This is a genomic window from Embleya sp. NPDC127516, from assembly GCF_044765325.1.
In the GTDB taxonomy this organism is placed as follows: domain Bacteria; phylum Actinomycetota; class Actinomycetes; order Streptomycetales; family Streptomycetaceae; genus Embleya.
This window is the reverse complement of sequence record NZ_JBIWJT010000025.1, coordinates 1-15,640: the sequence shown is the minus strand read 5'-3', so window position 1 is coordinate 15,640 and position 15,640 is coordinate 1. Positions and strand designations below refer to the sequence as shown.

Here is a 15,640-nt window from a genome sequence, read left to right as displayed (position 1 = left end):
CTCACGCGTCCGTCGAGATCAACGCCGCGGTTCGCTGCGGGCTGGACAGGTCCGGGCGGTAGACCATCTCCACGCCGGCGAGCACGCCCAGGACCCGCTCCGCGCCCTCGTGCTCGGTGGTGAGCCAGATGTCGCAGATCGCGTTGTCGGTGCCCTGCATGACGCTGTGGACGGTGCACTTGACCGGGGTGTCCACGGCGCCCGTCGACAACACGCGTACCTCACGAACGCCCATCGGCAGGGACTGCACGCTGGCCGAGGACAACACCCACAGGCAGGCCGCCTGGAGCGCGCCGTCCAGGACGAGCGGGTCGGTCTGCCAGGCGTCGTGCGCCCAGCCGAGCTGCCGCAGCCCGACGAGATCGCAGGTCGCCCCGGCGGAACTCAGCCCGTTGATCGTGGTGATGGCGTGGAAGAGCGGTCCGTGGAAGAGCATGGCCCCGTCGTAGACGGCGCTGCCCGGGTGTACCTCGAAGCTCTCGTCGACGGGCTCCGCGGCCGGGGCGGTCAACGTCGCGACCTCGCCCGGACCCGCGAGGGCCGCGTAGTGCAGGGCGCCGTCGGCACTCTTGAGTTCCAGGCGCAGCGGGGCGTCCGGCTGGGTGGCGTCGGGGCGCGCGTGCACCCGCAGCCGAGTCTCCTCCACACCGAACTTGTCCAGTGCGACGGCGCGCAGCACGCGCAGGTCACGGACCAGTACGGAATCCTGGTCGGGCAGGGCCGTACGCGCGGCGCGGGCGAACCATTCCAGCACCAGGGCCACCGGCACCACGGGGCGTCCCGCGATGCTGTGGTCGACCAGGTAGGGGTGGGTGTCGGCGCCGACCAGAATCTCGGTGACGCCGCCGTGGTCGGTCCCGACGGCGGGACCGGCCGCGCCGGCGGCGATCGAGACGCAGGCCGGACCGGACTGCTCGAGTTCGGTCATGAACGCCTGGACGCCCGCGCTCTCTTCCAGGAGCGGGACGCCGAGCCGACGGAAGTGCTCGGCGTGCGCGGGGGAAACCATGCCGGCGGCCCAGGGGCCCCAGGCCACGGCTCGCACGGTGCACTCCGGGCGGTGGGCCGCCTCGGTCGCGGTGATCTGCTCCATGGCCTGGTTGGCCGCCGCGTAGTCGCTCTGCCCGGCGGTACCCAGTCGCGCGCTGACCGAGGAGAAGGCGCACACCAGGCGCACCGGGTCGTTGTCGGTCAGCTCCAGGAGGGTGCGGAATCCGCGCACCTTGGTGTCGTAGACGGAGGTGAACTGGGCCTGGGTCTTGTCCGAGATGTTGCTGTCGGCGATGACACCGGCGGCGTGGATGATGCCCGTGATCGGGCCCCAGTCCCGGCGTACCTCGGCCAGTGCCTCGAAGACCCGCTCGCGGTCGGTCGCGTCGGCGGTGACGTAGCGGGTCTCCGCTCCGGCGACGGCCAGCAGGTCCAGGGTGGTGCGGATCTCGCGGGAGGCGAGCACCCGGCCGGAGGCGACGGCGAGTTCGGCCAGGGTCGGGGTGGCGCCGGTGTTCTCGTCGCGACGGTTGCTCAGCACCTTGCGGATGGCGGTCTCGTCCGCGGCGCCGCGCAGTTCGTCGTCCTCGTCGACGGGGCGGGTCCGGCCCAGGAGCAGGAACTTGGGCCGGTGGGCGCCGGCCAGGGCGATCAGGCAGGACGCGGTGATGCCGCGGGCTCCGCCGGTGACCACGATCACCGGGTCCGGTCCGAGGTCGAGCGGGCGCGGTGTGCCGAGGGTCTCGGTGGTGCCGCGGAGCAGCGCGCGCGAGCCGTCGGCGGTCAGCGCGACGTCGGTGGTGTCGTCGCCGTGCAGGAGCTCGGTGGCGATGGCCTGGGCGAGGTCCTGGGGCGCGCGGGCGGCCCGCTCGATGTCGATCGTCTTGATCGAGGCGTGCGCCCATTCGTTCGCGGCGGTCCGGGCCAGCGCGGCGATGCCGGCGCAGCCCTCGCGACCGCGGATGCCGGAGGTGCCGAACGCGCCGCCGGTGTCCTGGACGACGACCAGGACGCCGCCTCGGCGCTCCATGGCCTCGGCGATGGTGTGCAGGGTCGTGAAGACCTCGCGGGTGGGTGCGTCCGGGTCCTGCTCCGGGTCGATCTCGCGCAGGCCGGCGAGGACGATCACGGCGGTGGAGTCCTCGGTCACCCGGTCGGTGACGGAGACCTTGATGCCCTCGCGGCGCAGCGTCTCCGCCAGGCATTCGGCGACGCCGGTGCCGTCGTCGGTGATCAACAGCGGTTGTTCGCGCAGGCCCTTGAGGGGGCCGCCGTTCGCGGCCTCGGTGGGTACCAGGGTGGTGCCGGTGCGCAGGACCGTGAGCTGGGGCGCGGCGTGCTTGGCCTGTGCGGGGATCTGCTCCTGCGCGCGGGCGGCCGGCGCGGCGGGCGCGACCGGGGCCGGGGTCTGCGGGGTCGCGACGTCGGGCGCCCGGAGGGAGGTGATCTTGTCGGCGATGGCGGCGATCGTACGCAGCCGGGCCAGGTCCGCCGGGTCGACGTTCGCCTCGTCCGGGAAGTGGTCCCGCAACCGGGTCAGGATCTGCACCCGCTTGATCGAGTCGACACCCAGGTCGACCTCGAGGTCCATGTCCGGCGTGAGCATCTCCACCGGATAACCCGTCAGTTCCGCCACGATCGCCAGCGCCACGTCCGCGCCGCTCTCCTGGGCCGGAGCCGAGGCCGATTCCGGAAGCGGGGCCAGGGCCGGGGCCGGGACGGAGGCGAGCGCCCGGGTCTGCGGGGTCGCGCCGTTCGGTGCCCGGAGCGAGGTGATCTTGTCGGCGATGGCGGCGATCGTACGCAGCCGGGCCAGGTCCGCCGGGTCGACGTTCGCCTCGTCCGGGAAGTGGTCCCGCAACCGGGTCAGGATCTGCACCCGCTTGATCGAGTCGACACCCAGGTCGACCTCGAGGTCCATGTCCGGCGTGAGCATCTCCACCGGATAACCCGTCAGTTCCGCCACGATCGCCAGCGCCACGTCCGCGCCGCTCTCCTGGGCGGGGGCCGCGGGCGCCGCGACCGGAGCCGGGGCCGGGGCGGAGGTGAGGGCGGGGGCGGGGGCGGCGGTCGGCGCCGGGATCTGCCGGAGCGCGGGCGCCGCGTGCACGGCGGCCGGTTGCGCCGGGGGCCGGGGCTGGGCCGGGGCGACCTGGGCCGCCGGCACGGGCGGCCGAGCCTGGGTGACCGGGGTCGGCGGGTACTGCGTCACCGCGGCGGGCGCGGGGCTGATCTCCCGGGGGGTGTGCGGCCGGGCCTCCAACGCCTGCGGGGCCGGTGCGAGCGGGGCGGGCGCGGGCATGAGCGCGGGCGCCGGAGCGGGCGCCGGAGCCGCCACGGCACGGGGCTCGGCACCGGGCTGCCAGGCCATCAGGCCGTCCAGCGAGGTCCTGGCCAGGTCGAGGTAGGAGGCGTGACTGGCCGAAGTGGTGCTCTGGTACGCGCTGTGCGCGTCGCTCGCCTGCCGTTGTACCTCGAGGAAGGCGTGCAGCCAGGCACCGGACGAGGTCACCGGCGACCAGGTGGACCCGGACGAGGTGACGTCGTGCGTCGTCGCCTCCGCGACCGGTGCCTCGTAGGTCCGCACCGGCACGGCGGGCGTCTGCTGCGCGGGCACGGGAACGGGCGCGGGCACCGGTGCGGCCGGCGCCACCGGGGCGGGCGCGGCGTACTGCGCCACCGGAGCCGTCGGGGCGTATTGCGCCACCGGAGCGGGCGCGGGGTACTGCGTCACCGGCTCGGGCGCGGCGTACGGTGCCACGGCCGCGGGCGGAAGCGCGGCCTGGACGAGGGCGGGCGGTGGTGCCTGGGTGACGGCCGCGGGCGTCGGCGGCGGCGCTTGGTGCACCGCGGCGACCGGCGCGGTCGGGGTCGTCGGCGGGCCGGCCTGCCTGAACCCGGCGGCCGACTCGCGTACGGCGGGCGCGGCAGGGGTCTTCTCGCGGTGACCCACATCGGGGTTGGGACCGGAGATGGGGATGGTCATACCCGTCCTTGTTGACGATGGCGAAGGAGTGCTCGAGGTGAACGCAGCCCACAGCGGGGCGAAGTCCAGGGGGCGTCCGGCGACGGCCAGCGCGCCCAGGACGCGGTGCAGTGCGGTGAGTCCGGATCCCCGGGTCTGGTCCGCGCTCAGCGCGACGTGCGGACGGTCCGCGAGGATCCGACCGACCAGGCCGGTGAGTACGGTTCCCGGCCCGGCCTCGACGAACGTGCGGACGCCGTCATCGTGCATGGCCAGGATCATTTCGGCGAAGCGCACGGAGGAGGTGACGTGATCGCGCAGCACGGTGCGGATCTCGGGCGCCGTGTCCGGATACGGCTTGGCGTCGGCGTTGCCGTAGACCGGCAGTCGAGGCGCCGTGAAATCGTGTTGTTCCAGGGTGGGCCGCCACCCGGAGGTCGCGGACTGCAGCAGCGGACTGTGGAAGGCGCACGAGACCGCGAGCCGCTGGGTGGGCAGTTGCTGCTCCAGGGCGCGTTGCTCCACCTTGGCGATCGCGGACTCGGCGCCCGAGATCACGTGCTGCGTCGGGGAGTTGTAATTGGCGACCCAGGCCCTGCGGATGCCGCGCACCAGGTCGTCCGCTTCCTTGCTGGAGGCGGTGACCGCGAGCATCGCGCCGGAGACCTTGCTCGCGTCGCGCAGGAGTTCGCCGCGGGCGCGGGCCAGGGACATCAGCGTGGCGTCGTCGTAGACACCGGCCGCGTGCAGGGCCGAGAGTTCGCCGAAGCTGTGGCCCGCCACGCAGTCCGGCACGAAGCCGACCGCGCCCAGGATCTCCTGGATCATCAACGCGTGTGCGGCGAGCGCGGGTTGCGCGCACTCGGTGGCCTTGAGCCGCTCGGCGTGCTCGCGCTCGGCCGCCTGGTCCGCCACCGGCGGCGGGAAGACGCTGCGGTGCAGGGGGCGTCCGTCGATCGCGAAGTCGGCCACCGCGTCCCACGCGGCGAGCGCGCGCGGTTGATGCAGCACGACGTCGATCCCCATGTCGGGGTACTGGCTGCCCTGTCCCGGGAACAGCAGCGCGATCTTGTCGGTCGAGGCGGCGCCGCACGCGTAGCGCATGCCGGCGGGCGTGTGGAACCCGCTCTGCGGTTCCGCCGAGATCCGGCGTCGGGCGTCGGATGCCTGGGCCCGAAGCTCGTCCTCGTCGCGCGCGACCAGGCATAGCCGGTGTTTCGCCGCGGCCTCGAAGGCGAGTTGGGTACGACGTGCCAGGTCGTGCAACGGCGCGGTGTCCGCGGTCAGCGCGTCCAGCGCCGCGACCAGCGCGGGACCGGACTCGGCGCCCAAAAGGACCAGTTCGCTCGGAGCGGTGCGGGTGTACGCGTCGACCGCCGGGGCGGACTCTTCGGTGCGATGCTCCTCGAGCGTGACGTGAAAGTTGGTCCCGCCGAACCCGAAGCTGGAGACCGAGGCCCGGCGCGGGTGTTCGCTGCCCCGGATCCAGGGTCGGGTCCGGGTGCTCAGGTAGAAGGGACCCTTTTCCAGTTCCAGGGCCGGGTCGGCCCGGTCCGCCTTGAGCGTGGGCGGCAGGATCTTGTGGTGCAGCGCGAGGGCGGCCTTGGCCAGTCCGACCGCGCCCGCGGCCGTACGGGTGTGGCCGATCTGCGACTTGACCGATCCGAGTGCGCAGCGCGCGATGTCGGCCGGGTCACCGGTGCCGAACACCTCTTGCAGGGCCGTGACTTCGGCGGTGTCGCCGGCCTTGGTGCCGGTGCCGTGCGCCTCGATCAGTTCCACCGTCGCGGGGCTGTAGCCCGCACTGGCGTAGGCCCGGTGCAACGCGCGGACCTGACCGGCGACGGCGGGGGCGTAGATCGAGGATCCGCGTCCGTCGGAGGAGGTTCCGACGCCGCGGATCACCGCGTAGACGCGGTCGCCGTCGCGCTCGGCGTCCGCCAGCCGCTTGAGCATGACCATGGCCACGGCCTCGCCCAGGAGGGTGCCGTCGGCCTCGGCGGAGAAGGGCCGGCACTCGCCCGACGGGGACAGCGCCGGGGTCTTGCTGAAGCAGGTGAACCCGAACGCGTCACACAGCGGGTCCACGCCACCGGTGATCATCATGTCGGCGCGGCCGAGCGTGAGTTCGTCGATGGCGGCGCTCATCGCCGAGAGCGAGCTGGCGCAGGCCGCGTCGGTGGTGTAATTGCTGCCGTGCAGGTCGAAGTGGCGGGCGACGCGTCCGGCGATGACGTTGGTGAGCATGCCCGGGAAGGAGCTTTCCTTCCATACGGGATACGAGGCCGAGATCGCGTCGCACAACTCGTCGGCCTTGTGCTCGTCGACGCCACCGGCCAGCATGACCCGGCGCCAGGTGGGCCGTTGGGACCGGAACGACATGCGGAAGGCCAGTTCGGTGGGACTGGCGCCGAGGATGATGCCGGTGCGTTCGCGCAGCGTCTCGGACGGCCCCTGCTCACCGCAGGCGTCGCGCAGAACGCGTTCGGCCGCGATCAGGCTGAGCAGTTGCGCGGTGTCGGTGGCGTCGATGGTCGACGGCGGAGTGCCGAAGGCCAGCGGGTCGAACGCCACCGGCGACATGAACGCCCCGCGCTTGCCGTACGTCTTGTCGGGGGCGGTGGGGTCGCTCGAGTAGTGATCGCTCACGAGCCAGTGGGTTTCCGGCACGTCTCGGATGAGGTCGCGGGCGTGAACCAGGTCGCGCCAGAACCCGGCGACGTCCGCGGAGCCGGGCACCAGGGTGCTCAGACCGATGACGGCGATGGGCGGCTGCGAGGGGCGGGAACTCTCGGGCACGGGGCTCCTTGCAGTGGACGGATCAGAGCAGTTCATGGGCGGGGAAGGTGAACGCCTGGGCCGGCAGGTCGACGCCGTGGCTGCGCAGCTGGTGCGCGCGGGTCAGGACCGTCGCGCCCTCCATCAGGTTGCGGGCGATCTGCACCACGGACAGGTTCGCGGGGTCGGCGAGGAAGCCGTCCTTGCGCCAGTCGTTGAACGCGCCGACCGCGGGGCCGCACCAGATCTGGTAGTCCACGCTGCGGTCGGCGGTTCCGGTGGTCGCCCAGGTGCTGGACATACCCAGGTACCAGCGGAACACCAGCGCCATGCGGTGCTTGGCGTCCACGGCCGCCCGGTCGGCCTGCGCGGGCTCCCTGGCGCGCCAGAACTCCTCGGTCTGCGCCCAGACGTCGGCCAGCGGCTGCCGGAACATCTCCCGCTCCAGGCGGGCGATCTGGGCCGGGGGAATCTCCTCCAGTGATTCGTGATCGCGGTAGAGCTGCGCCAGTTTCGCGGCCCGGGCCGCGAACATCGTGCCTCGACTGAGGACTTGGACCTTCGCCCCGAGCTCGAACATGTCGGCCGACGGCGCCATGGCCACGTCCATGGTGTCCGCGGCCTGGAGCATCGCCCGGGCCCGGTCGGAGGTGTCGGCCTCCAGACTGAGCTGGTTGACCGATCCGGTCACCACGTACGCGGCGCCCATGGCGAACGCGGCGGCGACGGCGTGTGGGGTGCCCAGGCCGCCGGCCGCGCCGATCCTGGTGCGCGGCGCGATGCCGTGCCGGTGGGCGACCGCGTCGCGTAGGGCGAGGATCTGCGGGAGGGCGGTGGACAGCGGCCTGCCGTCGGTGTGCCCGCCGCTGTCGGATTCCACGGTGAGGTCGTCGACCATCGGCACGTGGGCCGCGAGGGCGGCCTCGTCCGCGGTCAGGAGCCCCTCGGCGACCAGCTCTTGCAGCAGGGCCGGCGGCGCGGGGGCGAGGAACTGTTCGGCGACCTCGGGACGCGAGACCTTGGCCATCATCATCCGGGGCCGCTCCACCCGGCCGTCGGCCCGCGCGCGCAGGCCCGCGGCGCAACAGTGCACGAGGGCTCGGGTGACCTCGCTGAAGGCGGACACCGAAACGCACCGCACGCCGTGTCGGATGGCGAGGGCGGCCACCTCGTTCTCCCAGGCGGGCGAGTGCGGGTTGTGGATGATGTTCACGCCCCACGAGGCGTGTTCGGGCAGGTCCCGCCGCAGTTCCTCGATGGCCCGCCGGACCGCGTCGATCGGCAGGCCGGCTGCGCCGAAGATCCCCAACAGGTCCGCTCGGGCCATGGCCTTGACCATGGCGACGCCCGCGATCCCCTGGGCCATCTCACCGGCCACATAGGGGAATCGCACGCCGTGATCGGCGGTGAAGGATCTGTCGCCCAGCCATTCGGGGTACAACGGAGGGAGTGTGCCGACGACTTCGCAGCCTTCGACCGGCGCGTCACCGGGCACGGCTACGGTCGCGGAGTCGGACCGGCGCCGAACGATCGTGGCCGCGCTCCGCGGTTGGCGGAGCACGGCCAGGAGACCGTCGGCGGTGGGGTCCGGCAATTCACGACGGGGTGATGCCTGCAGTCCGATGGTCATGAACGGTTTCTCCTGTGGCCTTTCGGAAAGTTGGCCGGATTTCGGGGTCGTCGACCGTCATAGAATCCCGTGCGTTCCGGCCAGGAGGTAGGCCATGTCGACGGGCGTCCGGGAACAGGGCGCGCCCAGGACACGGCGCGCGTTGCGGTCGTCGAAGACGCGCGTGTGGCGAAAGTACGCGGAGAATCCGGCGTAGCTGTGAAAGCGCTGTTCGGCCGGGGAGAGCCGCTCGGGCAGCGCGGTTTTCAGCACGATACGGATCGGCGCGAACTTCTCGAAGAGCTCGATGAGCGTCGTGGCCGCCACGTACTCCGGATGCACGATGTGATGGGTCTCGACGGTCGTCGAACGGTATTCCGCGGCGATGCCGACCATGGCGTTCGCGGCGTCCTCCACCGGGAGGCAGTTGAGCTGGGCGTCGACCCGTCCCACCATGTGGATGACCGGCCGCAGACCTCGCGGAATCGAAAGACCGGCGATGCCCCTTTCGATGGTCGACGCGCGCAGCAGTGCGCTGATGGTCTGAAAGGGGTGGGCCGGCAGACCCGGCACCGGCGGGCGGTCGGTGAGGAGAATGCTGGGGCGCATGATCAGCGCCGGGATTCCCTTCTCACCGGACCAGCGGTGCACGAGGGCTTCGGCGTCGCACTTGGACCGCTCGTATTCGTTCTCGAAGCCGTACGTGTCGACGAGGTCGGCCTCGTACACCGTTCCGGATCGTCGCGCACCGGCCACGAAAGCGGTGCTGACATGACAAAACGGCGCGCCGTAGGGACTCCTGGACGCGATGTCGAGGAAATTTTGCGTCCCGTTCACATTGACGGGCCGGATCGCACGGGCGCCCGTGTTGAGGTCGATGTTGCCGGCGCTGTGAAGGAACATGTCGGTCCGCCGGACGAGCTTTTCCACCGTGTCGTCCGGGAGGCCGAACAACGGTTGCGCGATGTCGATCTCGATTTCGTCGGCGCGCCGACGAAACTTGTCGATGAAAGCCGACGGCTCCGCCAGTCGACCGAAAGCCTGGGAGGCTCGGTCGATCGCACTTACATCGCCGCGACGCGACAGCAGGGTGACGGAACAATTCCGGTTCACAAGTTCACGAATGAGTCGCAGACCGAGGAAACCGGTGCCACCAGTCAATGTAACCCGCAAGATCGTGTGCCTCTTCTCGATGGGACCCGATGACCGGTATTGCGGGTCGATTCTATGCACGGACACGGGACCGGAAAGCTCCGCTAACAGGCGATCGAGTCGGATTCATCATGATGGACCAATTGTCTGCGGACGCGTCGTCGGGTCGGCGAATGACCCAAACGGACGAAACCGGCACATATTCGTACGCGTATTCGCTCGAATCTCGGTGCGACTGTCGGATTATCTTCGTCCGAATTCCGGGATCGGCGTGGTCGATGTCCGCAATCGCGACCTGCCGGTCCGCGGCGGGGTAACCTCGCTTCCGGCGCGAGCAGTGATTCCCCGGACATCCCCGTGTGTGCGGCGGACCGCCGGCAACGAAATACCCCTCGTCGATGGCCGCCGGCCCCGGGCGCCGGCCGTTCGGGGCCCGCCGCGTCTCCACCTGATCTCGGTTCACGGGCGACGCCACCCACCGCGCAGGCAACGTCGCCATGGGAGGACATGCAATGCTCGACACAATCCCGGTCCCGCCCCCCGAGCACGAGGTGTCGCACGAGCGCCCGCCCGGCGGCGCGCTGAACCGCCTCGCGGGGTGGTGTGTTCGGCATCGTCGCTGGCTCCTGGTGGGCGCGATGATCGTCCTGGTGTTGGCCGCCACGGTGGTCGCCGGGGCCAGGGACCGCTGGTCCAACGGCGGGTTCACCGCGACGGGCACCCAGGCGGCCGAGGCCGAGCGCGTCGCCGCCCGCTACGGGGCGAAGGCCGCCGACCTGGTGCTCTACGTCCGCGCCGACACACCCGTCGACGACGCCGCGGTCGCCGAGACGGGCCGCCAGCTCACCGCCACGGTCGCGGGACGGCCCGGCGTGCGCGAGGCCCAGTCCTACTGGAGCACCGGCTCGACCCTGTTGCGCTCCCGGGACGGACACGGCGCCCTGATCCGCGTCGACCTCACCGGCAGCGAACGCGACCACGTGGCCACCTCGCGCTCCCTGGTCCCGGCCGCCCGCAAGGCCGCCGGCGACGGTCTGCGGGTCAGCGCCACCGGGCCCGCCTGGCTGAACGCGCAGGCCACCGACGAGTCCGAACGCGACCTCAAACGCGGGGAATTGCTCGCGGCGCCGCTGACCATGATCATCCTGCTGCTGGCCTTCGGGTCGCTCACCGCGGCGGCGATCCCGCTCGCCGTCGGCGCGGTCTCGGTGGCCGGCGCCCTGGCCGTGCTGGCCACGTTGACCCTGGTGATGCCGATCACCGTGTTCGCGATCAACATCTGCGCCGCCCTGGGCTTCGCGCTGTCCGTCGACTACGCCCTGTTCATCGTCACCCGATATCGCGAAGAGCTCTCCCGGGGCGCCGATTCACGCCGGGCCATCACCCGCAGCATGGCCACCGCCGGACGTGCCGTGCTGTTCTCCGCGGCGACGGTGGCCCTGTGCCTGTCCGCGCTGTTCGTCTTCCCGCTGGAACTGCTGCGCTCGTTGGCGTGGGCGTCGATCCTGGTCGTGATCATCTCGGCGCTGACCTCGCTGCTCGTACTGCCCGCACTGCTGGCCGTGTTGGGGCCGCGCCTGGACCGGCTGGACCCGTTCCGCCGGTTCCGGCGCGGGTCCGGGCGCGTGGGCGGCGGCAGTCCGCTCTGGCGTCGGATCGCGACCGTCGCCACCGCCCGCCCGATCCTGTGCGGCGGCGCCGCCGCGGTACTGCTCCTGGTCCTGGCCCTGCCCTTCCTGCACGCGCGGTTCACCACCGTCGACGAGACGATCCTGCCGACCCGCTCCGAACCCCACGCCACGGCCAACCTGTTGCGCACGGACTTCGCCGACCCGCCCGAGCGCATCATCCCGGTGGTGCTGCCCCGGGCGAACGCGGCGACCGACGGCCCGGCGATCGACGCCTACGCCCGGCGGTTGTCCGCGTTGCCCCATGTCGCGCACGTACTCGCCGACACCGGCGACTACCGTGCCGGCCTGCCCGTCCCGGGACCACAGTCGCCCCCGGCGAGCAACGGACCACAGTCGCCGTCGCCTTCGGCGCCGGTGATCGACGTACCGGAGTCGCCCTCGCCGTCGACACCGGCGGCCGACGTACCGGCCCCTGACGACCAAACGCGGGTCGTGGTACGCCCGGTCGAGCCGCCGGCGCCGGCTCCCCCCGTCGTCATCGGCAGTGTGCTGCGGGTGGTCAGTACCGCCGACAGTCAGGCGCCGGAGACGGTCGCGCTCGTGCACACGCTGCGGACCCTGCCGGCGCCGCAACCCCACCTGGTCGCGGGCAAGGCCGCGGAGTTGACCGACACCAAGCACACCCTGCGGGAGGCCCTCCCCTACGGCGCGGGCATCATGCTGATCGGCACCCTGGTCATGCTCTTCCTGTTCACCCGCAGCGTCCTGGTGCCGATCAAGGCGGTCCTGATGGGGCTGTTGAGCATCACCGCGAGCCTGGGCGCCATCGTCTACGTCTTCCAGGACGGTCATCTGCGGTGGCTGGTTGGTGACTTCAGCACCAACGGATCGCTGGAGACCACCATGCCGTTGCTGACCCTGGCCGTCGCCTTCGGGATCTCCGTGGACTACGAGGTATTCCTCCTCGCCCGGATCAAGGAGGAGTTCGTGCGCACCGGGGACAACACCCGTTCGATCGTCTTCGGGATCGAGCACACGGGCCGCCTGTTCACCGCCGCGGCCCTGATCGTCGCCGCCACCATGGTCGCGCTGACCATGTCCAACGTCACGCTGCTCAAGACCGTCGGCGTCGGCCTCGCGGTCGCCGTCGTCGTGGACGCCACCGTCGTGCGCGGCATCCTGGTCCCCGCACTGATGCGCCTGACCGGCCGAGCCAACTGGTGGGCGCCCACGCTCCCCCGGCGTCGCCCCCGCGAGATCGGCGCCAAGCTGCCCGACGCACGCGCCGAGGCCTGCCCGGAGCTGGTCGGCCAGACCGCGGACTCGGCAAGCGAAGGCCCTGACCAACAGACACCCTGACCCGGTCGCGGGATCGACACCACCGTGCCATGGCATGGCAAAGACTCGACCATGAAGCGGAGTTCAATTCCCATCCGTGCTCGACCCGGGCCCCGGTGGTGACCGCGATCCGAATCTGTTCTGCAAGTCGACTCATTCGAAAGGCCGTTCCGGTCATTTGTCGATAGCGTCGACTCCATTACCCCGTTCGGCGGATCGTGTTTCCGGCCCAACTCCCGCGGGGGCATAGAGTTTCCGCGATCAGCCGGCTTTCGCCGAGCGCACCCGATCCCGCCGCCTTTTCGCGCGAGACGAATCGAGAATCGCCTGTGGAATCCATCTGCCGTCCGCTCAGCACTTCACCACGCCCCGACCTCGTCACCTTCACACCCCGGCCGCAGGCCCCGGTAAGGCTGTTCGCCATCCCCTACGCGGGTGCGGACGCGATGATGTTCGCGCCGTGGGTCGAATACCTGCCGGACTCGGTCGAACTGACCGCGGTACGACTTCCGGGACGCGGCGCACGGGCGGGCGAGGTCTCGCTCACCGATCCGGCGCAACTGTGCGCGATGGTCGCGGAACTCGTCCTGGATACCGACGACGGCCGTCCCTACGTCTTCTTCGGCCACAGCATCGGCGCGATGATCGCCTTCGACACCGTGCGTGAGCTGCGCCGATGCGGCCACGCCATGCCGTCGCTGCTGGCCCTGTCCGCCGTACCCCCGCCCCAGGGCGGTGCGTTCGCGCGGGCGTGCCGACCGATCCTGGTGTCGGACCAACCCTGGCGCCAATTGGGTCTGACCGACCTGCTTCCCCCCGAGGTGTTTCGGGACCAGGGCGCGATGACTGCTTTCGGTCCGCCGATGATGGCCGATCTCCTGCTGGCCCTCCAGCACCAATACGTGCACGAGGCGCCGCTGGATTGTGCGATGAGTGTATTCGGCGCTCGGGGCGACACGCTGGTCGCCGTGGAATCCCTGTCGAATTGGCAGGAGCAGACCACGTTGCCCATGCGGTTGCGCACCTATCCCGGTGGACACCTGTACGTGCACGAGGCATTGCCGAGTCTGCTCACCGACCTCTCCGCCGACCTGCGCACCACCGTCGGCGCCTTCTCCTGATTCCGGGAACGCCGACCGTCATCCGAATGTCTTCCAGTTTTGGAGTGAGCCCGTGATTCGGGACTACGCAGGACGCGTGTGCACGGTGACGGGAGCCGCTTCGGGGATCGGCCGGGCTCTCGCGCTCGCCCTCGCCCGACAGGGCGCGCTGTTGGCCCTCTCCGACGTCGACGCGGACGGCTTGGACGAGACCGCGGAACAGGCCCGGCACCTGGGCGCGAAGGAGGTGTACGCCGACGTGGTCGACGTGGCTCGGCGTGCGATGGTACAGGGCTGGGCGGACACCACGGCGGAGCGCTTCGGCCAGGTCAACCTGGTGGTCAACAACGCCGGTGTGGCGTTGACCGCGAGCGTCGACGAGATGGAGTGGGCCGACTTCGAGTGGATCATGGGCGTCAACTTCTGGGGCGTGGTCCACGGTACGAAGTCGTTCCTCCCGCACCTTCGCCGTGCCGCCCCGGAGCGCGGCGCCCACGTGGTCAACGTGTCCTCCTCGTTCGGGTTGTTCGGCATGCCGAGGCGTAGCGCCTACTCGGCGACCAAGTACGCCGTCCGGGGGTTCTCCGAATCGCTGCGCAACGAACTCCGCCGCGAGGGCGCCGAGATCGGGGTGACCACCGCCTACCCGGGCGGGATCAAGACCGCCATCGTGCGCAACTCGCGTGCGGCGGAGGGAACCGACCGGGCCGAGGTCGCGGCGATCCACGACTCGTTGTCCAAGACCTCGGCGCAGGAGGCCGCACGGGTGATCCTGACCAGCGTCCGCAAGGGCCGCTCCCGCGTGTGCATCGGCCTCGACGCGAAGGTGATGGACCTCGGCACCCGGTTGCTGGGTTCCGCGTTCGAACCGGTCGTGCACGCCTCGATCGAACGCGCTACGGCGAAGGTCGCACGTCAGGCGCCGAAGGACACCGCGGGCACACTGTCGTAGCGAACACCACGTCGCCGTGACGAACGCCGCAACAACATCGGCCTGCTCGATCCGATCGGATCGAGCAGGCCGATGTCATCCGCGGTAGCGGGGTGGCGGTGGTTACCGCAGGCCGCCCCAACCGCCGCCGCCACCTTCGCCACCGCCGCCACCGCCGCCCCACGGGCCCCAGCCGCCGCCACCGCCGCCGCCGTGGGCGTCGCCGTGGCCGTAGCCCCAACCACCGAAGATGCCGCCACCGCCGCCACCGCCGCCGGAGTCGCCGTCACCGGAGCCGTGACCGCCCGGCTGCGGGGCCGACGCCGGCCGGTCGGCGACGCCGTCCAGGGCGAACGCCGGTGCGGCGGACGCGGCACCCGCCAGGAGCACGGCCGCGACGGCCGTGACGGAAGCGCGAGTGAGCCTGCGCATGAAAACCCCTTGCCTTGGAAAGCACCACCTCGGCCGAGGTGGTCGGATTCATCCTGAACGCAGATCCGGGGGCCGAGGTGCACAGCCGACACCCGAAACGCCGCCGGATTCACGGCTTTTCGGGCATCGCCGCTGCTCACCACCCCTGCGCCGGATTTTCGGAACCACTCGTACGGACGCAGGCCGCGCTGCTGCATTCAGGGGTCAGAGGCGGGTCGACTCCGGCGCGGGCGCCTCGCGCAGGGACCCCCGCTGTTCGCCCTGGGCCGCTTCCGCACGGCGCTCGTCGGTCGGGTGCAGGCGGGACTCGATCGCCTCGATGATCCGCGGGCGCAACTCCGCGGCTCGGATGACCGCGTCGACGGAACCGACCTCGACCGCACGCCGAATGTCATGCACCCGGTCGAACTCCGCGGCCACCTCGCCGAGTTTTTGCGCCCGCACCGACGAGCGCAGTTCGTCGAGTTCCGCGATCAACCCGGCGCGCTCGGCACCACAGGCCGCCGCGACGAGGGCCTCCAGGTCGCGCACACGCGAATCGGCCGCCGTACGGCGGTTGACCTCGCCGGAGAACACCACCGCCGCCGCGGGCGCACCACCGAGGACCGAGGCGAAGGACCCCTCCAGGGCCAGGACGGTCATGTTCGGGTTGAGTGCCTTGGAGAAGACCACGAACGCGCCGCCGTGGTAGCGCGAGATCACGCAGAACACGAT

8 protein-coding genes are annotated in these 15,640 nt (G+C 71.2%); 3 read left to right on the top strand and 5 right to left on the bottom strand.

Annotated elements, in window-relative coordinates:
• Position 1: 1 nt before the first annotated feature.
• From ACIRL2_RS36420 to ACIRL2_RS36410, 3 genes are read right to left on the bottom strand one after another with little or no spacing between them, the layout of a single operon-like run.
• Positions 2 to 6,754 carry an SDR family NAD(P)-dependent oxidoreductase gene (locus tag ACIRL2_RS36420; RefSeq protein WP_402238063.1) on the bottom strand — a complete coding sequence of 2,251 codons (6,753 nt, stop codon included), beginning with the start codon at positions 6,752 to 6,754 and terminating at the stop codon, positions 2 to 4.
• A 22-nt stretch (positions 6,755 to 6,776) separates the two neighbouring features.
• Entirely contained in the window at positions 6,777 to 8,363 is a 1,587-nt protein-coding gene (locus ACIRL2_RS36415) for a PfaD family polyunsaturated fatty acid/polyketide biosynthesis protein (RefSeq protein WP_395864875.1), read from the bottom strand.
• Between the two features lie 57 nt (positions 8,364 to 8,420).
• A complete protein-coding gene (locus ACIRL2_RS36410; RefSeq protein WP_395864876.1) occupies positions 8,421 to 9,515 on the bottom strand; it encodes an SDR family oxidoreductase in 1,095 nt (364 codons plus the stop codon).
• 491 nt (positions 9,516 to 10,006) lie between these two features.
• On the opposite strand from ACIRL2_RS36410, the gene ACIRL2_RS36405 reads away from it, so the two are divergent.
• From ACIRL2_RS36405 to ACIRL2_RS36395, 3 genes are all read left to right on the top strand, one after another.
• Positions 10,007 to 12,484, top strand: coding sequence for an efflux RND transporter permease subunit (locus ACIRL2_RS36405; RefSeq protein ID WP_402238060.1), 2,478 nt, complete (start codon positions 10,007 to 10,009; stop codon positions 12,482 to 12,484).
• Positions 12,485 to 12,792: 308 nt separating this feature from the next.
• Complete coding sequence (locus ACIRL2_RS36400; protein ID WP_395864880.1) at positions 12,793 to 13,584, top strand: thioesterase II family protein; 792 nt, start codon at positions 12,793 to 12,795, stop codon at positions 13,582 to 13,584.
• Between the two features lie 52 nt (positions 13,585 to 13,636).
• Positions 13,637 to 14,515 (top strand): SDR family NAD(P)-dependent oxidoreductase, encoded by an 879-nt coding sequence (locus ACIRL2_RS36395; protein ID WP_402238057.1) that lies wholly within the window; start codon positions 13,637 to 13,639, stop codon positions 14,513 to 14,515.
• Positions 14,516 to 14,617: 102 nt separating this feature from the next.
• Here the strand turns inward: ACIRL2_RS36395 and ACIRL2_RS36390 are convergent, their stop codons facing one another.
• Positions 14,618 to 14,926, bottom strand: coding sequence for a hypothetical protein (locus ACIRL2_RS36390; protein ID WP_395864884.1), 309 nt, complete (start codon positions 14,924 to 14,926; stop codon positions 14,618 to 14,620).
• A gap of 204 nt (positions 14,927 to 15,130) precedes the next feature.
• A partial coding sequence (locus ACIRL2_RS36385; protein WP_402238054.1) for a carboxyl transferase domain-containing protein occupies positions 15,131 to 15,640 on the bottom strand: 510 nt, incomplete at its 5' end.

Coding starts and splice junctions, on each gene's coding strand:
- ACIRL2_RS36415 (WP_395864875.1), bottom strand. CDS start 8,363: ATGACCATCGGACTGCAGGCATCACCCCGTCGTGAATTGCCGGACCCC.
- ACIRL2_RS36390 (WP_395864884.1), bottom strand. CDS start 14,926: ATGCGCAGGCTCACTCGCGCTTCCGTCACGGCCGTCGCGGCCGTGCTC.
- ACIRL2_RS36405 (WP_402238060.1), top strand. CDS start 10,007: ATGCTCGACACAATCCCGGTCCCGCCCCCCGAGCACGAGGTGTCGCAC.